Genomic DNA, 17127 nt, shown 5'->3' on the forward strand with positions numbered 1-17127 from the left:
AGGAGGATCCGATGACACTGTCCCGCCGTGGCCTGCTGTGGGGCGCCGGTGTCCTCGCCCTGACCGCCTGCACCCCGGCCGCCCCGGCCCTGATCAGGCCGAGCGCCACACCCTCAGGCCCGGTCCGCGAACGGCTCCAGGCCCTGGCGGACGCCTACGCCGCCAATACCGACAAGCTGGGCCTGTCGGTGACCGACCTGCGCACGAATGCCACGTTCTCGTTCCGCGGCGACTTCGACACCCAGAGCGCCTCCATCGCCAAGGTGATGATCTCGCTGCTGGCGCTGCGCAAGGCGCGCTCGGCCGGCGAGGAGCTCAGCTTCGAGAACTACGGCCGGATCAGCAAAGCGATCCGCGACTCCGACAACGACTCGGCCGACCAGCTGTGGGAGTGGGTCGGTGGCGGTGCCGCCTACGATGCGTTGGCGTCCGACCTCGGGCTGGCGCACACGCATTCCGACCCGCGCAGCACCTTCTGGTCGTGGACCAACACCACCCCTGATGATCAGCGCCTGCTGATGCACCGGCTCGCGACCGGCACGAAGGCCATCCACGCCGACGATCGGCTCTACCTGCTGGAGCTGATGGGCAAGACCAATCCGTCGCAGACCTGGGGTGTCGGGCATGACAAGGGCGGCAAGGTCGCGGTCTCGATGAAGAACGGCTGGGTGCAGTTCAAGTCGCTCGACAACCTGTGGGCCGTCAACTCGATCGGCCGGGTGTCCGGCGAGGGCCGCGACTATGTGGCGGCGATCATGTGCCGGATGCCCAGCTTCGATGAGGGGCGCGCGCTCGTGGACGCCCTCGGTGCCGACCTGTTCGCGGCGATGGGCTCCGGAACGCTCAGCTGACACCGCAGATCTCGGCGAGATCGCCGGTCTGCCGTTCCTCGCTGAACTCGCCCACCGCACGGCCCGCTTTTCCGGACACCACCGGTTTGGCCGTCGGGCCCTCGCCACGCTTCGCGGGCTGCGCCGACCGCATCGGGGCTGGCGCGGCGCTCGGCTCGGGCGTGGGCACCGACGAACCCTCCGCCGCGCGGTCGAGCGCCTCGGACGCGGCGATATCGGCCTTGACCGTGGCGCGGATCAGCCCGAAGTCCGGCTTGACCGGTTCGATCAGCGGCGGCGCGAAGCTGGTCGACGCGATCGGCAGGCGGCGTCCGGCATCGGCGAGTTCGGCCAGCCGCATCAGGTCCGAGCCGGGGATGTCCGTGCGCACCATCGCGGTGCCCGCGTCGGCGAGTTCGTTGAACCGGGTGACGACGTTGACCGGAGTGACCTGCTTGGCGAGGGCGTTCACCACGCACTTCTGCCGCGCCATCCGCTCATAGTCGCTGGCGCCGTGCCGCGAGCGGGCGAACCACAGCGCCCGGAATCCGTCCAGCAGCACGCCCTTGCCGGGCTGGATGTAGCCTTCGACCTTCGATGATCCGCCGCCGATGGGCACGGCCTTGGCGATGTCGAGACGGACGCCGCCCAGGGCGTCCACGAGCGACTCGAACCCGCGCATGTCGACCATCGCGTAGTAGTTGATCTTCAGTCCGAGGATTTCGGCGACCACGCCGCGCAGTTCGTTGACGCCGGGGTCGGCCACCCCTTCGAACAGTTCGGAATGGTTCGCGGTCTCGGTGTGCACCGCGTTCAGCAGGCAGGATTGGTCCGGGCACCAGAATCCGCGCGGATAGATCCTGCGCAGCGGCGACGATGCGGGGAAGGGCGCCCATTGCAGATTGCGGGGCAGGCTGAACAGCACGGTGCGGCCGGTGACGGTGTCCACCGACGCCACCATCATCGTGTCGGTGCGGATGCCCGGGCGATCCACTTCGGCGTCGGCGCCGAGCAGCAGGACGTTGATCCGACCGTCCACCGCGCGCCCGTCGCCCCCGCCTGCGAACACCGTGCCGAACAGTTCGGCCTGGCTGCGGGAGGCCGCCGAGGCGCTCAACGAGCCGACGCCGACGGCGAAGGCGAGCAGCGTCGACAGCAGCGCCATCGCGTACCGGCGCCGTCCCATCGACCGCGGCCGGCTCAGCCTCCAGGCGTCCAGGAACAGCCAGGTCCAGCCGAGGCCGAGCACCAGGACCAGGACGGACGCGGTCCACTGCGTGACCGGGTGCGCGTAGACCGTCAGTGCCCAGTCGCGGCGCAGCAGCGTGAGCGCGACGAATCCCAGCACGACCGCCCAGACGCCGAGCCATACTTTGATGGCCATCTGGCCTAGTCCGCGCCCGCCCGCGATGACCTGGGCGGAGCCCGGGACCAGGACCGTCAACGCGAGCAGCGACAGCCCGCGCCGGAAAGCCAAGCGTTCGCTACGGCGCCGGACGCCGTCCGGTCGCTCGTCCATGGTCATGGCAGATCCTTGGGGAAGTGAAATTGAGCGACGACCATGGTCGCGTGCGCGACGTCGCTGACGTCGGAGGCGCGCGGCGTGCCGCCGGATCCGGTCAGCGCCCGCGGACGGCCGCACCCTTGCGGGTGGCGACCTCACGCAACTCGTCTTGGAACGCGAGCATCTTCGCGGTCAGCGCGGCATCGCCCGCAGCCAGGATGCGCACCGCCAGCAGGCCCGCGTTGCGGGCGTTGCCGATGGCCACCGTCGCGACCGGGACGCCCGCGGGCATCTGCACGATGGACAGCAACGAGTCCATGCCGTCGAGATACTTCAGCGGCACCGGGACGCCGATCACCGGCAGCGGCGTCAGCGCGGCCAGCATGCCCGGCAGGTGGGCTGCTCCCCCGGCGCCGGCGATGATGACCTTCAGTCCGCGAGTGTGCGCCTCACGGCCGTAGCGGACCATCGCCTCCGGCATCCGGTGCGCCGAGACGACATCGGCCTCGTAGCGGACGCCGAATTCGGTGAGCGCGGTGGCGGCGGCCTCCATGGTGGGCCAGTCCGAATCCGACCCCATCACGATGCCGACCTGGGGATTCTCAGCCATGGGTTCTTCCTTCCAGATGATCGGACGCCGCCCGCGCGGCGGCCTGGGTGGCGGCGATGTCGCTGCCGCAGACGGTGACGTGGCCGACCTTGCGGCCGGGCTTGACTCCCTTGCCGTAGAGGTGGACGCGCACTTCGGGGTCGGCGAGCACGACCGGGAGCGAACCGACCAGGTCGGGGTTGTCCCCGCCCAGCACGTTGCTCATCACCGCGACCGGTGCGGTCATCCGCGTGGAGCCCAGCGGCAGGTCGGCGACGGCGCGCAGATGATTCTCGAACTGGCTGGTGAGGGCGCCCTCGATCGTCCAGTGCCCGGTGTTGTGTGGGCGCATCGCGAGTTCGTTGACGACGACCTCGCCGTTGTCGCGCTCCATCAGTTCGACCGCGAGGACGCCGACGACGCCGAGTTCGCCGGCGATCCGGGTCGCGAAGGCGGCGATGGCCTCGGCGCGCGCGGCGTCCAGGCCCGGCGCCGGAGTGGTGGTCTCGTGGCAGATGCCGTCGCGCTGCACCGTTTCGCTGACCGGGTAGGTGACCGATTCCCCACCCGGGCGCCGCACCACCAGCACGGACAGTTCGCGGGTGAACGGCACGAACTCCTCGGCCACGATCACCACGTCGCCGGACGCCGCGGCGTCCGTGCCGGCGTCCACCCGTTCGGTGGGGCCGAGCGCGCGGCTCAGCGCCGCGAACGGGGCGGCGACCTCGCCGGGGCCGTCGACCTTCCACACGCCCTTGCCGTCGTAGCCGCCGCGGGAGGTCTTGGCGATGATCGGCCAGCCGATCTCGTCGCCGAAGGCGATCAGATCGGCCGGGGTGGCCACCACGCGCCAGGCCGGGCAGGGCACCCCCATCTCGCTCAGGCGCGCGCGCATCGCCGCCTTGTCCTGGGCGTACAACAGCGCGTCCGGTCCCGGACGGACGGCGACGCCGGCGTCCACGCAGGCCCGCAGCACGACCGCCGGGACGTGCTCATGGTCGAAGGTGAGGGCGTCCACCCCGCGCGCGAACGCGAGCAGCGTCGCCTCGTCGGTGTAGTCGCCGACCACGGCGTCCGGCACCACTTGGGCCGCCGACACCCCCGGTGCCTCGGCGAGCAGAGCCACCCTGAGGCCGAGCGGGGTCGCCGCCTCATTCATCATCCGGGCCAACTGCCCGCCGCCCACGATGCCGATCATCACGTCTGTCACGAGGCCTGAGGTTATCTGGCTTCGCATCAAACCCGCGCCGAGTGCCAAGATGACGCCATGACCGCACACATCGTCGCGATGGGAGGCGGAGGGTTCGCAACGTCGCACCTCGGCGCTCCCACCAACCTCGACCGCTATCTCGTCGAGCTGACCGGAAAGGCGAGCCCGAAGGTCTGCTTCGTGCCGACCGCCTCAGCCGACGACCCGCAGTACATCAACAAGTTCCTGGTCGCCTACGGCACCCTCGGTATTCGCCCGATCGTGCTGACCTTGTGGACCGACGCCGCCAACGCGGTGGCGCGCATTCAGGAGGCGGACCTGGTCCTGGTCGGCAACGGCGCCACCGTGAACATGCTCGCCCTATGGAAGGCGCACGGCGTCGGCAAGGCGATCAAGAAGCGCTATGAGGCCGGTGATGTCGTGCTGGCCGGCACCTCAGCCGGAGGCAACGCCTGGTTCGAGGGAAGTGTCACCGACTCGTTCGGCGACTTCCGGGCCTGGCGCGGCGGCCTCGGCCTGGTCAAAGGCAGCTTCTGCAGCCACTTCAACTCCGAGGACGGCCGTGTCGGCGTCTACACCGACGCCATCGCCTCCGGCGATCTGCCGGGCGGCTACGCCGCCGACGACGGTGCGGGCGTCCACTTCGTCGACGGCACATTCGCCGGCTGCGTCGCCGAAGCGCGCGGACAGCGGGTGTTCTCAATCCAGCCCTCGGATCTGCCCTCGACGTCCGGTGTCGTCGCCGAGCAACTCACCGTCGAGGTCTTGTAGTCGATCATCGCTGTTCACAGACTCCTGGCGCCGCCCGTACCGGCGCCAGGTTTTTCTGTGTGCCCCCACGTCGTTCTCCGTGCAACCCCCACGTCGCCCGGCGAACGCACAAACGCCCGGGTTACGCACAGCCGCCCGGACTGTCGCCCGGTGTAGTCCCTTTCGCCCGGGTAGGAAACCGGGCGACTGAGCGGGAGCCGGGCGACGTGAGGACGAACGCGCCAAGACCGACGCCGGGGAGGGGCCGCGCGTATAGGCGCCATCGGGCGAAAACGGTCACTCAATCGCCCGATGTGGACAAACCCGTCAAGTTCTCCACATCATCCCGAAGGCCTGGTGTTCGCACCGCCTCAAATGGTCTCCTCGGAGTCATGACCATTCATGACCTTCGCCCTACGCAGTCCTTCACCGCCGAAGGATGGACGCAGCGCCGGATCGCACAGGCGTGCGCCTCCGGAAAGCTCGACCGGCTGCGGCGTGGTGTCTACTCCGTTCCTGTCATCGGGGACGCCGAAGCGCGACACCGCCGACTGGCCGCCGCCGCGACGTCCCTACGCACGACCGGGAGCGTCGTCAGTCACACGTCCGCAGCCGTGTTTCACGGCCTTCCGGTCCGTCGCGCCGCCCTCGAACGGATCCATCTCACGCGTGCGGAGGGCGGTCACGGACGCCATGAGGCCGGCGTCCATCTGCATCACGCACCACTCGCAGCCTCGGAGATCACGCTGATCGACGGAGTGCCCGTCACCACGTTGGAGCGCACCATCGCCGACATCGGCCGGATGGAGACCTTCGCTTGGGGCGTCGTGCTCACCGACGCCGCCCTCGCGCGCGAACCGGACCGAATCCTGCTGGCGGACTATGTCGACAGCGGACGCCGACGCCGGGGCAATCGCACGCTGACCAGCGTCCTTGAGTTCGCCGATCCTCGCGCCGAGTCACCCGCCGAATCACTCAGCCGGGTGTCGATGCTCCGGGCCGGAATCCCGCGCCCCGAACTCCAGTTCGACATCGTCAACGCCGACGGCGAATGGGTGGCTCGGTCGGACTTCGGGTGGCCCGAATTGGGCGTGGTCGGCGAGGTCGATGGACGGGTCAAGTACGACTCCCCCGACCGCGGCCGTTCTCCGTCTGAGGTCATCGCCGCTCAGGTTCAACGGGAAGAACTCATCAAGCGTTGCGGATGGTGGGTCACCCGATGGGATTGGGAGACAGCTGTCGACCACCAACTTCTCGGTGAGCACCTGCGCCAAGCATTCCGGGCGGCCCACAGCTACCGCGCCGACTGAGCACCGCGTCCGTCCGGGGCGGGGCCGTCTGCCCAAGACGCGTCTGGCCGCAACAGCATCCCGAACCCGTTCCGAGGCCGCCCCAGCTGTGATCGCCTTCGTCCACCGCATCGGCTTCGTCCGCCGCCCGGTTTCCGCACCAACGCCCGGGTTACGCACACTCGCCCGACACGCCGCCCGGTGTAGTCGCTCTCGCCCTGGTAGGAAACCGGGCGACTGCACTGAAACCGGGCGACTTCGATGAAAGCGGCTGGCCGCCGCCTCAGTTTCCGAAGCCGGACGACGGTTCTCGCGTCGCGCGAGAAGAAACAGGCTCGTACTCCGACCCGGACCTTCCGACCCCAACGGTCGCTCAACCGGGACGACGCCACTCCCACTCACAGGAGAAGAAGCGGGCCGGTACTTCGACCCGAACCTTCTCATCTCACCGGCGTCGGGACCGGGCGCCAAAGGGTATAGCGACAATGTCAACGAAGATCGGCACCGTCGCGGGAACGGAGGGGACTCAGCGGAAGATGAAGGTCCGCTGCACGATGAAGTTGACCGTGGTGGCGAGGCCTTGGGCGATCACGAAGCCGGCGAACGAGGCGACGCCGGAGCCCCACCAGGCCTCGAACAACGGGTAGATCAGGGTGAAGGTGCCGACCTGTACCGCGAACGTGGTCAGGTAGAGCACGACGACGGCGGCGAAGGCGCCTTTGCGGCCGGTGGAGTTGAACGTCCAGCGCGAGTTGATCGCGTACGCGGTGATCGTGCCGAACACCCACGAGATCGCCTTGGCGGCCGAGTAGCCGAGACCGAACGCCATGCCGGCCACCAGCAACCCGTAGTCGACGACCGCGGAGAGTCCGCCGGTGAGGACGAAGCGGGTGAGCTGGGTGCTCAGCGGCAGTTGGGGGCGCGGCGCAGCCGGATCGTTCTCACCGGACGCCGTGCCACCGCCGTCGGTGGGGGCTCCCGGGACACTCCGGTCAAACGCACCTTCACCAGGCGCAGCACCGGAGGCGGAGACGGCGGACGGATCGGGCGAAACACTCACGTCTTCCATCGTCGCATACCGCCGCAGGCCCCCTCGGGCCACGCCCATACCGCCCGCGGCGTGCCACCACCACGCGGGCCCGGGACGCTGTCCCGCCGGCCAACCTTCCGCCGCCCGCTAGATTGACGCTCATGCGCCTCCTCGTTCTGCTGCACGGCCTCGGTCAGACTCCTCAGTCCTGGCAGGATCAGGTCACCGTCCTGCCCGGCGGTTTCAAAGCCGTGGCGCCGTGGCTGAAGGGCACCCGCCCCGGGCGGGCCGAGCAGTTCAGCGTGACCGGCGCCGCCGACGACGTGCTCGGGCTGCTCAACACCCACGGGGTCGAGCAGATGTCGCTGGTGGGGGTCAGCCTGGGTGCCGTGGTCGCCCTGGACGCCGCGATCCGCGCCCCCGAATGCGTCTCGCATCTGGTGCTGGCCGCCGGTCAGGTGAATCCGCCGAAGTCGGTGATGCGCGCCCAGAAGCTGGTGTTCTCGCTGATGCCGGCCCGCCGGCTCGCGGCGATGGGCGTGGAGAAGAAGCGTTTCCTGCAGGCCCTGGACGAGGCGGCGAACGTCGACTACCGCTCCCAGCTCGGCAAGGTGACGGCGCGCACCCTGGTGCTGGTCGGCTCCGATGACAAGCCCAATCAGCCCGCCGCGCAGGCGCTCGCCGCCGGAATCCCGGGCGCGCGCCTGGAGATCATCCAAGGTGCGGGCCATCAGCTCAACACGGACGCCCCGGAGCGCTTCAACGAACTCGTCTACGGCTTCCTCACCGCTGACTGACCGCAGCGAACGAGGTCTAGGCGCGGCGCAGGTGTTCCACGTCGCCGGCGACGAAGGTCTGATGACCGGTGGGGGTGGCGACGACGATGCCGCCGTGGGCGTCCACCGCCACCGCACGCCCCGTGACGGGGCCGCCGGCCAGGTGCACCACGACGTCGCGGCCCAGCGTTCCGCAGCGTTCCCGGTAGGGGGCGATGATGTCGCCGCCGGCGTCCCAGAAGGTGAACCAGCGTTCCAGCGCGACCAGGCAGGCAGCCAGGATCGCGGTCGCGGAGGCGTCCGAACCCTCGAGCCGGGTCGAGGTGGCGGTCGGCACCGGGAGCTGTTCGGTGCTCAAGGCGACGTTCAGCCCGAAGCCGAGCACCGCGTGCGGCCTGCCGGGGGCGTCGAAGACGGACTCGCACAGGATCCCGCACAGTTTGCGGTCGTCCACCAGGACGTCATTGGGCCATTTCAGTGCGGCGTCCAGTCCGGTCGCCTCACGGACGCCGTCGGTCACCGCCATCCCGACCAGCAGCGGCAGCAGCCCCCATTCGGCCATCGGACGCCGCGGCGCCACCAGCACCGAGCAGGCGAACGACGTGTCCGGCGGCGCGCCCCAACTGCGCGCGAGGCGTCCGCGGCCGGTGCGCTGATCGCCGGTGGCCAGCACCCGCCCGGACTCGGCCCCGGCGCGCGCGGCCGCGGCCAGGTCGGCATTGGTCGATCCGGTGAACGCGACTACATCCAGCTGACGCCACAGCCCACCGAGCACGGATGCGCGCAGCGCGGGGGCGTCCAGGAAGTCGGTCACGGCAACACCTTTCGGGTGAGGGTCAGGTCGGCTTGGGCAACTGGCGCCCCTTGGCATTATCGTCGCCCCATGGAGATCGACATCCACACGACACAGGGCAAGATCGCCGATCTCGGAGAGCGCATTGACGCCGCCGTCAACGCTGCCTCCCCGGCCGCCGTCGAGAAGCAGCATGCCAAGGGCAAGCTCACCGCCCGCGAGCGCATCGCCGCGCTCTTGGACGAGGGCACGTTCGCGGAGTTCGACGAATTCGCCCGCCACCGGTCCACGGCGTTCGGCATGCAAGCCAAGCGTCCCTACACAGATGGCGTCATCACCGGCGTCGGCGCAATCCACGGACGCCCCGTCTGCGTGTTCAGCCAGGACGTCGCGCTGTTCGGCGGCGCGCTGGGCCAGGTCTACGGCGAGAAGATCGTCAAGATCATCGACTTCGCCATCAAGACCGGCTGCCCGCTGATCGGCATCAACGAAGGCGGCGGCGCCCGCATCCAGGAGGGCGTGGTCAGCCTCGGCCTGTACGGCGAGATCTTCCGCCGCAACACGCTCGCCTCCGGCGTCATCCCGCAGATCTCGCTGATCATGGGTGCCGCGGCCGGTGGCCACGTGTACTCCCCCGCGCTCACCGACTTCACGATCATGGTCGACCAGACCAGCCAGATGTTCATCACCGGCCCGGCCGTGATCAAGACGGTCACCGGTGAGGACGTCACCCTCGAAGAGCTGGGCGGCGGCCGTACCCACAACCAGAAGTCGGGCAACGCGCACTATCTGGCCGCCGACGACAACGACGCGATCGAGTACGTCCGCGAGCTGATCAGCTACCTGCCGCAGAACAATCTGGAAGATCCGCCGGTCTACGACGAGACCGAGGTCGACCTGACCATCACCGATCACGACCGCGAGCTCGACACGCTGATTCCCGACAGCCCGAACCAGCCTTACGACATGCGCACCGTGATCAAGACGGTGCTCGACGACGACGAGTTCCTCGAGGTGCAGCCGCTGTTCGCCGGCAACATCGTGGTCGGCTTCGGCCGGATCGAGGGCCGGGTGGTCGGTGTGGTGGCCAACCAGCCGATGGTGTTCGCCGGCTGCCTCGACATCGACGCCTCCGAGAAGGCGGCGCGCTTCGTCCGCACCTGTGACTGCTTCAACATCCCGGTGCTGACCTTCGTCGATGTGCCCGGCTTCCTGCCCGGGGTCGAGCAGGAGCACAACGGCATCATCCGCCGCGGCGCGAAACTGATCTACGCCTACGCCGAGGCCACCGTGCCGCTGGTGACGATCATCACCCGCAAGGCCTACGGCGGCGCGTACGACGTGATGGGCTCCAAGCACCTGGGTGCCGACGTGAACCTGGCCTGGCCGACCGCCCAGATCGCCGTGATGGGCGCCGAGGGTGCGGTCGAGATCCTATACCGCAAGGAGCTGGCCGAGGCCGAGGATCCGGCTGCCCGCCGCCAGCAGCTGATCCAGGAGTACAACGACGAGTTGGCCAACCCGTACGTCGCGGCCGAGCGCGGCTACATCGACCAGGTGATCTACCCGCACTCGACGCGCGAGACGATCATCCGGGTGATGCGGCTGCTGCGCACCAAGCGCGAGTCGCTTCCGCCCAAGAAGCACGGGAACATCCCGCTGTGACCGGGGCGGAGAATCTCGACCCGGTGCAGGCGCCGGCCTTCCAGATCGTCTCGGGCCAGGTGAGCGACGAGGAGGTGGCGGCGCTCACCGCGGTGTTCGCGGTGCTGCGGCGCGGCCGCGGACGTCCGCATGCTCCCGCCTCCTCAGCGATCGCGGGCGGCTGGCGCTCCCACTGGCACCTGGTGCGCCAGCCGATGCTGCAAGGCCACGCCGCCTGGCGTAGCACCGCGCGGCGTTGAGCGTGCGCGTCGTCCTGGCGTCGGCGTCCCCGGCCCGCGTGAGCGTGCTCCGGGGCGCCGGGATCGAGCCCGAGGTGATCGTCTCCGGCGTCGACGAGTCCCGTGTCGAGGCCGCGGAGCCGCGCGAGCTGGCCATGGAACTGGCGCGGCTCAAGGCGGAGGCCGTCTTCGCGAGTCTGGACGCACCGCAGGACGTCATCGTGATCGGGTGCGATTCGATCCTCGTCTTGGACGGCGCCGTGCACGGCAAGCCGTACACCGATGATGTGGTGCGCGCCCGCTGGCAGGCGATGCGGGGGCGGCGCGGCGACCTGATCACGGGTCATCACCTGATCGTCGCGCGTGACGGTGACGGGGTGGGCCGGACGGAGGCGGCGCTCACGGCGGTGACGTTCGCCGACGTGTCGGACGCCGAGATCGAGGCCTACATTGCCACCGGCGAACCGCACCACTGCGCCGGCGCGTTCACCATCGATGGTTTCGGCGGCGCCTTCGTCGAACGGCTGGAGGGCGATCATCACAACGTGATCGGCCTCAGCGTTCCCCTGCTGCGCCGGATGCTGGCCACCGTCGGCGTGGAGTGGACAGGTCTGTGGAACACCACGGAGCAGACCGGGGGTTGAGCCGCTGGGTAGCATGGTGCGGCCATGACTGATCCCGTTCCCGTGACCCCCCGTCCCCACCTGCCCGCCTGGGTACGCGCGATGCGCCCCCAGCAGTGGGTGAAGAACGTCCTCGTCGCGGCGGCACCGGTCGCGGCGGGCACGCTGCTCGCTCCCACGGTCGCACTCAACACGCTGTGGGCCTTCGTGTCCTTCTGCCTGATCAGCGCATCCATCTACCTGATCAACGATGTGCGCGACATCGAATCCGACCGGCTGCACCCGAAGAAGCGGTTGCGCCCGATCGCGGCCGGCGAGCTGGCGCAACCGACCGCGCTGGGGCTCGCGGCGCTCACGGCTGCGGCGAGTCTGGCCCTGGGCTTCCTCGTCGCGCCCATGCTGGGCGTCACCCTGGCTCTCTACTGGCTGCTCCAGGTCGGCTACTCCTTGTTCTTGAAGAACCAGCCGATCATCGACCTCGCCATGGTGGCGTCCGGCTTCTTGCTGCGGGCGATCGCCGGCGGTGTGGCGTCCCACATCCCCCTGTCGCAGTGGTTCTTGTTGGTGGCCTCCTTCGGTTCGCTGTTCATGGTGGCGGGCAAGCGGTATTCCGAGATGCGCGAACTGGGGCCGGACGCCGGCACCCGCGCGTCCTTGGAGCGCTACACCGACTCCTACCTGCGGTTCGCCTGGACGATGGCCTGCACCGCGGTGATCATGTCCTACAGCCTGTGGGCCTTCGAGCAGCGCGGCGATGCCGAACTGTTCCAGCTGCCCTGGCATGCGATCTCGATCGCGCCGTTCACGCTCGCGCTGATGCGCTACGCCTACGTCATCGACACCGGCCAGGCGGGCGAGCCCGAAAGCGTCGTGATGGGCGATCGCGTACTGCAGCTGCTCGCGGTGGCGTGGGCGGTTCCCCTTGCCATCGGCGTATTTCTCTGACCCTGACCGGTTCGTTCCGGCTGCTGCGTCATCCCGGATTCGGAGCGTGCGCATTCTTGGTCCTAGACTCCGAACCGACACGGCTGTGTAGCCCAGGAACGGGTCTTTCAAGGAGGAAATGTGCCTATCACCAAGGTGCTCGTCGCCAATCGCGGTGAGATTGCCGTCCGCGTCATCCGTGCCGCGCGCGATGCCGGCCTGCCGAGCGTGGCCATCTACGCCGATCCGGACGCCGACGGGCTGTTCGTCAAGCTCGCCGACGAGGCATTCGCCCTCAATGGCATGACTCCCGCCGAGACCTACCTCGACGTCGCCAAGATCCTCGACATCGCCGCGCGCTGTGGCGCGAACGCGATCCATCCCGGCTACGGCTTCCTCGCCGAGAACGCGCAGTTCGCCCAGGCCGTCATCGACGCGGGCCTGATCTGGATCGGCCCGCCGCCGGCCGCGATCGACGCGCTCGGCGACAAGGTCAAGGCCCGCCACATCGCGCAGAAGGTGGGCGCCCCGCTGGTGCACGGCACCCCGGACCCGGTCTCCGGCGCCGAGGAGGTCGTCGCCTTCGCCCAGGAGTACGGCCTGCCGATTGCGATCAAGGCCGCCTACGGCGGCGGCGGCCGTGGCCTGAAGGTGGCCCGTGAGCTGGACGAGGTCGCCGAACTGTTCGAGTCCGCCACCCGTGAAGCCGTCACCGCCTTCGGCCGTGGCGAGTGCTTCGTGGAGCAGTACCTCGACAAGCCGCGCCACGTCGAGACCCAGTGCCTGGCCGACGCCCACGGCAACGTGGTCGTCGTCTCGACCCGTGACTGCTCGCTGCAGCGCCGCCACCAAAAGCTGGTGGAGGAGGCGCCCGCGCCGTTCCTGACCGCCGAGCAGATCGAGACGCTGTACACGTCGTCGAAGGCGATCCTGAAGGAGGCCGGCTACGTCGGCGCCGGCACGTGCGAGTTCCTGGTCGCCACCGACGGCCGGATCTCGTTCCTCGAGGTGAACACCCGCCTGCAGGTCGAGCACCCGGTGTCGGAGGAGGTCACCGGAATCGATCTGGTCCGCGAGATGTTCCGCATCGCCGACGGCGAGGAACTGGGCTACGGCGATCCGGTCGTGCGCGGGCATGCGATCGAGTTCCGGATCAATGCCGAGGACGCCGGCCGCAACTTCATGCCGGCCCCCGGCACCCTGGTGCAGTGGCACGCGCCGACCGGCCCCGGCGTCCGCGTCGATGAGGGCTACCTGGCCGGAATGGCCGTCCCGGGTTCGTTCGACTCGCTGGTGGCGAAGGTGATCGTGACCGGCGCCAGCCGCGAACAGGCGATCGCCCGCTCCAAGCGCGCGCTGGCCGAGACGGTGCTCACCGGCATGCCGACCGTCATCCCGTTCCACCAGGTCGTGCTGAACGACCCGGCCTACGCCGCACCCGATGGCGACTTCAAGGTGCATACCCGGTGGATCGAGACCGAGTTCGACAACAAGGTCGAGGCCTACACCGGCGAGTTGGGCGAATCGGAGGAGACCGAGAAGACCACGGTCGTCGTCGAGGTCAACGGACGCCGCGTCGAGGTCAAGCTTCCCGCCGTCCTGGGCAGCGCCGCACCCGCGGCGTCCGCCAAGGGCAAGCGGCCGACCAAGCGCGACCGCGGTGGCGCGAAGGCGGCGGCACCGTCCAGCAATGCGCTCACCTCCCCGATGCAGGGCACCATCGTCAAGGTCGCGGTCGCCGAGGGCGACGAGGTGGCCGAGGGCGATCTGATCGTGGTGCTGGAGGCGATGAAGATGGAGCAGCCGCTCAACGCGCACCGCTCGGGCATCATCAAGGGGCTGCAGGCCGAGGCCGGGCAGACCGTGTCGTCCGGCGCGGCGCTGTGCGAAATCGTCGACCCTGAATAATCCCTGATCATTGCCTCCGCACAGCGGCCCCCCAGCTTCCGGCTTGGGGGCCGCTGGCAGGATAGAGGCATGGAGTTCGTCGGCCTGCTACTCATCGTCGCTTTCGTCTCATACTTCGCGATGCGCCTGGGGCGCAATCAGCAGAAGCTGGAGAAGCAGCAGGCGGCCGAGTTGGAGGATCAGCTCGCCAGCGTGAAGCGGACGGCCGAAGAGGACGTCACCAAGTTCGGCGAGGAACTGCAGCGCCTCGACGGCGACGTCGCGGGGCATCCGCTGGACGAGGCGATGCGCGAGGACTATGGCCGCGCCCTGGACGCCTACGAGCACGCCAAGGAGTCCCTCGACGCGGTGAAGCAGGCCGAAGAGATCCGGTTCGTCACCGAGATCCTGGAGGAGGGCCGCTACGCGATCGCCTGCGTGAAAGCGCGCGTCGCGGGCGATCCGCTGCCGGTCAAGCGCCCGCCCTGCTTCTTCAACCCCTCCCACGGCCCGTCCAGCACCAATGTGGACTGGGCTCCCCCGGGCGGCTCGGTCCGTTCGGTCCCGGCCTGTCCCGCGGACGCCGAGCGCGTCCTCGCCGGTGCCGAGCCGCACGTGCGCACCGTCCCGGTCGGCGCCCGGCGGGTGCCCTACTGGCAGGCCGGCGGCGAGTACGCGCCGTACGCGCAGGGCTACTACTCCAGCTGGCAGGGCAGCAACCTGATCCGTGACATCGCGATTGGCTCGCTGATCTTCCATGGCATCGGCGCGCTGCCGCACCTGGCGGCCGGCCTCGGCGAAGGGCTGGGCGGCCTGGGCGAAGGGCTGGGCGATCTCGGTGAAGGGCTCGGGGAGGGCCTGGAAGGCCTCGGCGAGGGCATCGGCGACCTCTTCGGCGGACTGTTCGACTGAAACCGGCCCGCGCGCGGCGCGCTGAACCAGCGCCTGCGCGCGACCCGGTAACCTTGGCAGGAATGCTCAGCCACCTGACGAAGAAGGAACCTGTGACCGCCGACCATCCCTACGTCCGCCAGAAGGAAATCACCTTCGTCATCCCGTGTTACAACTCGGCCGAGTACATGGACCACTGCATCGACTCGATCCTGCGCGGGCGCGGCGACATCGAGATCATCATCGTCAACGACGGCTCGACGCGGGACGACACCGCCGAGAAGGCCGACGCGTGGGCCGCGCAGCATCCCGACGTGATCAAGGTGATCCACCAGGAGAACAAGGGTCATGGCGGCGCGGTGATGGCCGGCCTGCGGGCGGCGTCCGGGGTCTACTTCAAGGTGGTCGACTCCGACGACTGGCTCGACCCGGTCGCGCTCAACCTGACGCTGTCGAAGCTGCGGCACTTCATCGCCTCCGGTTCGCCGGTCGACCTGGTGGTCGCCAACTACGTCTACGAGCACACCAACTCGGGCACCCAGAAGGTGATCCGTTACCGGCGGATGATGCCGCAGAACCGGGTGTTCACCTGGAACGAGCTCGGCTTCTCCGGCCCCGGCCAGAACATCCTGATGCACGCGGCCATCTTCCGCACCCAGATCCTGCGCGACTCGGGCGTCGAGCTGCCCGAGCACACCTTCTACGTCGACAACATCTTCGTCTACGTGCCGCTGCCCAGCGTCCAGACGCTGTACTACCTGCCGGTGAACCTGTACCGCTACTTCATCGGCCGCGAGGACCAGTCGGTCAACGAGTCGGTGCAGATCAGCCGGCTGGACCAGCAGATGCGCGTCACCCGGGTGATGGTCGAAGCGCACAAGCTGCCCGAGGGGGCCGGCAACCGCCGCCTGGCCGGCTATATGGAGCAGTACCTGGGCCTGATCGTCACCGCCTCGTCGATGTTCGCGCTGCTGGAGGGCACCGAGAAGGGCCTGCGGATGCGCCGGGAGATGTGGGAGCACATCGACGGCATCGACCCGATCCTGAAGCACCGGCTCGGCCTGCGCCTGCCGCTGGTGCTGGGCGCCAACCTGCCCGGCCCCCTCGGCCGCAAGGCGTCCACGGTGCTGTACCGCACCGCGCAGAAGCTCTACCGCTTCAACTGATCTCGTCGCGGTCGGACGCCTCGGCGTCCGCGTCTTCGCCGGCAGGCACATAAGTGGGGTGGAAGCGGGTCAGTGCGACCACGCCGCTCACCGCGATGGCCCCCAGTGCGATCATCAGCAGCGCGATCGGGAGCGTGATGCGGGTCCCCTCGCCGAGCACCAGGAAGCCGAAGGCGACCGCCACCACGGGGCTGGTCACGTTCATCGAACCGACGACGATCTCGGGGGCACCGGTCGCGTAGCCCTGCTGGATGAACCACCCGGCAGCCACCGCCCCGAAGACCAGCGCCGCGACGATGCACCAGAACAGCGTGGTGAACGGCCACGGATGTAGCTTGGCGTAGCCCATCAGCGACTTCACCAAGGCGGCCTCCAGGCCGTAGAACAGAGCTCCGCCGGAGGACCAGAACAGGCAGCGCCAGGCTGCCGGGCCGCGTGCCCCCAGGGAGGCGAACACGAACGCGATGAGATAGACGACGAACGCGCCGAAGACGACCCGCCGGATGACCAGTTCGGAGTCCGCGGTCGCGTGGCTGCCGGTCACGATCGTGAAGGCGAGCGTCGCGGCGACGGTGACCGCCACGGCCATGCGGATGCCGGGTGGGACGGGGGTACGGCTGGCGCTGGCGGCGAGCAGGATCGACCACGGGAATGCCAGCAGCCCCAGTGGCTGCACGACAGTCAAGGGCGCGATGAAGAGCGCGCCGAACTGCAGGAAGAACGATGCCGCCATGAACACGAGGCCGATGATCCAGCGCGGACGCTGCACGGCCTCGAGGAGGGCGACGAAGCCCATGCGCTCCTTGTGCACGTTGCCGTTCAGGTGGCTGTCGACCGCGTTGTGCTGGAAATGCGCGGACAGGGCGAAGCAGAACGAACCGACGATGACCAGACCGACGGCCAAGGGGATGTTCTGACTCACGTCCACCTACGGTACCGGCTGCCGGGCTCAGTCCCGGCATCGCACGCCGTTGTCGTGCCA

The 17127-nt window shown here is 69.0% G+C and carries 17 protein-coding genes; 11 read left to right on the plus strand and 6 right to left on the minus strand.

From position 1 onward, the window contains the following. Window positions 1-11: 11 nt before the first annotated feature. Window positions 12-851 carry a serine hydrolase gene (locus QM708_RS03535; protein WP_415104452.1) on the plus strand — a complete coding sequence of 280 codons (840 nt, stop codon included), beginning with the start codon at window positions 12-14 and terminating at the stop codon, window positions 849-851. Here the strand turns inward: QM708_RS03535 and QM708_RS03540 are convergent. From QM708_RS03540 to QM708_RS03550, 3 genes are all read right to left on the minus strand, one after another. Then, a complete protein-coding gene (locus tag QM708_RS03540; RefSeq protein WP_415104454.1) occupies window positions 844-2355 on the minus strand; it encodes an LCP family protein in 1512 nt (503 codons plus the stop codon). The genes QM708_RS03535 and QM708_RS03540 overlap by 8 nt on opposite strands. Before the next feature lie 94 nt (window positions 2356-2449). Beyond that, window positions 2450-2944 (minus strand): 5-(carboxyamino)imidazole ribonucleotide mutase, encoded by a 495-nt coding sequence (purE, locus tag QM708_RS03545; RefSeq protein WP_415104456.1) that lies wholly within the window; start codon window positions 2942-2944, stop codon window positions 2450-2452. Then, window positions 2937-4160: a 5-(carboxyamino)imidazole ribonucleotide synthase gene (locus tag QM708_RS03550; protein ID WP_415104458.1), complete on the minus strand. Its 1224-nt coding sequence runs from the start codon at window positions 4158-4160 to the stop codon at window positions 2937-2939. The genes purE and QM708_RS03550 overlap by 8 nt, the downstream gene beginning before the upstream one ends. A 30-nt stretch (window positions 4161-4190) precedes the next feature. Here QM708_RS03550 and QM708_RS03555 point away from each other — a divergent pair, with 30 nt between their 5' ends. Continuing rightward, the gene (locus QM708_RS03555; protein ID WP_415104460.1) at window positions 4191-4904 is read left to right on the plus strand and encodes a Type 1 glutamine amidotransferase-like domain-containing protein; all 714 of its coding nucleotides are present in this window, start codon (window positions 4191-4193) and stop codon (window positions 4902-4904) included. Window positions 4905-5275: 371 nt separating this feature from the next. Continuing rightward, entirely contained in the window at window positions 5276-6193 is a 918-nt protein-coding gene (locus QM708_RS03560) for a hypothetical protein (RefSeq protein WP_415104462.1), read from the plus strand. 505 nt (window positions 6194-6698) lie between these two features. On the opposite strand, the gene QM708_RS03565 is transcribed toward QM708_RS03560, so the two are convergent. Then, window positions 6699-7232: a GtrA family protein gene (locus tag QM708_RS03565; RefSeq protein ID WP_415104464.1), complete on the minus strand. Its 534-nt coding sequence runs from the start codon at window positions 7230-7232 to the stop codon at window positions 6699-6701. A 131-nt stretch (window positions 7233-7363) separates the two neighbouring features. On the opposite strand from QM708_RS03565, the gene QM708_RS03570 reads away from it, so the two are divergent. Then, window positions 7364-7999, plus strand: coding sequence for an alpha/beta fold hydrolase (locus tag QM708_RS03570; RefSeq protein WP_415104466.1), 636 nt, complete (start codon window positions 7364-7366; stop codon window positions 7997-7999). A 16-nt stretch (window positions 8000-8015) separates the two neighbouring features. Here the strand turns inward: QM708_RS03570 and QM708_RS03575 are convergent, their stop codons facing one another. Beyond that, a complete protein-coding gene (locus QM708_RS03575) occupies window positions 8016-8792 on the minus strand; it encodes a biotin--[acetyl-CoA-carboxylase] ligase (protein WP_415104468.1) in 777 nt (258 codons plus the stop codon). Between the two features lie 69 nt (window positions 8793-8861). On the opposite strand from QM708_RS03575, the gene QM708_RS03580 reads away from it, so the two are divergent. The 7 genes from QM708_RS03580 (at window position 8862) to QM708_RS03610 (ending at window position 16145) form a co-directional block, all read left to right on the plus strand. Further along, complete coding sequence (locus QM708_RS03580; RefSeq protein WP_415104470.1) at window positions 8862-10436, plus strand: acyl-CoA carboxylase subunit beta; 1575 nt, start codon at window positions 8862-8864, stop codon at window positions 10434-10436. Continuing rightward, window positions 10433-10675 (plus strand): acyl-CoA carboxylase subunit epsilon, encoded by a 243-nt coding sequence (locus QM708_RS03585; protein ID WP_415104472.1) that lies wholly within the window; start codon window positions 10433-10435, stop codon window positions 10673-10675. Before QM708_RS03580 ends, QM708_RS03585 begins: the two co-directional genes overlap by 4 nt. Beyond that, the gene (locus QM708_RS03590) at window positions 10672-11298 is read left to right on the plus strand and encodes a Maf family protein (protein WP_415104474.1); all 627 of its coding nucleotides are present in this window, start codon (window positions 10672-10674) and stop codon (window positions 11296-11298) included. The genes QM708_RS03585 and QM708_RS03590 overlap by 4 nt, the downstream gene beginning before the upstream one ends. A gap of 24 nt (window positions 11299-11322) precedes the next feature. Further along, window positions 11323-12222 carry a decaprenyl-phosphate phosphoribosyltransferase gene (locus QM708_RS03595; RefSeq protein ID WP_415104476.1) on the plus strand — a complete coding sequence of 300 codons (900 nt, stop codon included), beginning with the start codon at window positions 11323-11325 and terminating at the stop codon, window positions 12220-12222. Between the two features lie 120 nt (window positions 12223-12342). Next, window positions 12343-14109 (plus strand): acetyl/propionyl/methylcrotonyl-CoA carboxylase subunit alpha, encoded by a 1767-nt coding sequence (locus tag QM708_RS03600; RefSeq protein ID WP_415104478.1) that lies wholly within the window; start codon window positions 12343-12345, stop codon window positions 14107-14109. Between the two features lie 69 nt (window positions 14110-14178). Further along, window positions 14179-15000: a hypothetical protein gene (locus tag QM708_RS03605; RefSeq protein ID WP_415104480.1), complete on the plus strand. Its 822-nt coding sequence runs from the start codon at window positions 14179-14181 to the stop codon at window positions 14998-15000. A gap of 62 nt (window positions 15001-15062) precedes the next feature. Beyond that, entirely contained in the window at window positions 15063-16145 is a 1083-nt protein-coding gene (locus tag QM708_RS03610) for a glycosyltransferase family 2 protein (protein ID WP_415104482.1), read from the plus strand. Here the strand turns inward: QM708_RS03610 and QM708_RS03615 are convergent. Beyond that, window positions 16138-17067, minus strand: coding sequence for a hypothetical protein (locus QM708_RS03615; RefSeq protein WP_415104484.1), 930 nt, complete (start codon window positions 17065-17067; stop codon window positions 16138-16140). The two genes, QM708_RS03610 and QM708_RS03615, sit on opposite strands and share 8 nt — an antisense overlap. Window positions 17068-17127 lie beyond the last annotated feature (60 nt).

Source organism: Propioniciclava sp. (genome assembly GCF_047602245.1).
In the GTDB taxonomy this organism is placed as follows: domain Bacteria; phylum Actinomycetota; class Actinomycetes; order Propionibacteriales; family Propionibacteriaceae; genus Propioniciclava.

Bases quoted from the DNA above. Each gene is read 5' to 3' on its own strand.
- QM708_RS03595 (WP_415104476.1), top strand. From the start codon at position 11,323: ATGACTGATCCCGTTCCCGTGACCCCCCGTCCCCACCTGCCCGCCTGG.
- QM708_RS03605 (WP_415104480.1), top strand. From the start codon at position 14,179: ATGGAGTTCGTCGGCCTGCTACTCATCGTCGCTTTCGTCTCATACTTC.
- QM708_RS03610 (WP_415104482.1), top strand. From the start codon at position 15,063: ATGCTCAGCCACCTGACGAAGAAGGAACCTGTGACCGCCGACCATCCC.
- QM708_RS03580 (WP_415104470.1), top strand. From the start codon at position 8,862: ATGGAGATCGACATCCACACGACACAGGGCAAGATCGCCGATCTCGGA.
- purE (WP_415104456.1), bottom strand. From the start codon at position 2,944: ATGGCTGAGAATCCCCAGGTCGGCATCGTGATGGGGTCGGATTCGGAC.
- QM708_RS03540 (WP_415104454.1), bottom strand. From the start codon at position 2,355: ATGACCATGGACGAGCGACCGGACGGCGTCCGGCGCCGTAGCGAACGC.
- QM708_RS03570 (WP_415104466.1), top strand. From the start codon at position 7,364: ATGCGCCTCCTCGTTCTGCTGCACGGCCTCGGTCAGACTCCTCAGTCC.
- QM708_RS03560 (WP_415104462.1), top strand. From the start codon at position 5,276: ATGACCATTCATGACCTTCGCCCTACGCAGTCCTTCACCGCCGAAGGA.
- QM708_RS03555 (WP_415104460.1), top strand. From the start codon at position 4,191: ATGACCGCACACATCGTCGCGATGGGAGGCGGAGGGTTCGCAACGTCG.
- QM708_RS03535 (WP_415104452.1), top strand. From the start codon at position 12: ATGACACTGTCCCGCCGTGGCCTGCTGTGGGGCGCCGGTGTCCTCGCC.
- QM708_RS03550 (WP_415104458.1), bottom strand. From the start codon at position 4,160: ATGCGAAGCCAGATAACCTCAGGCCTCGTGACAGACGTGATGATCGGC.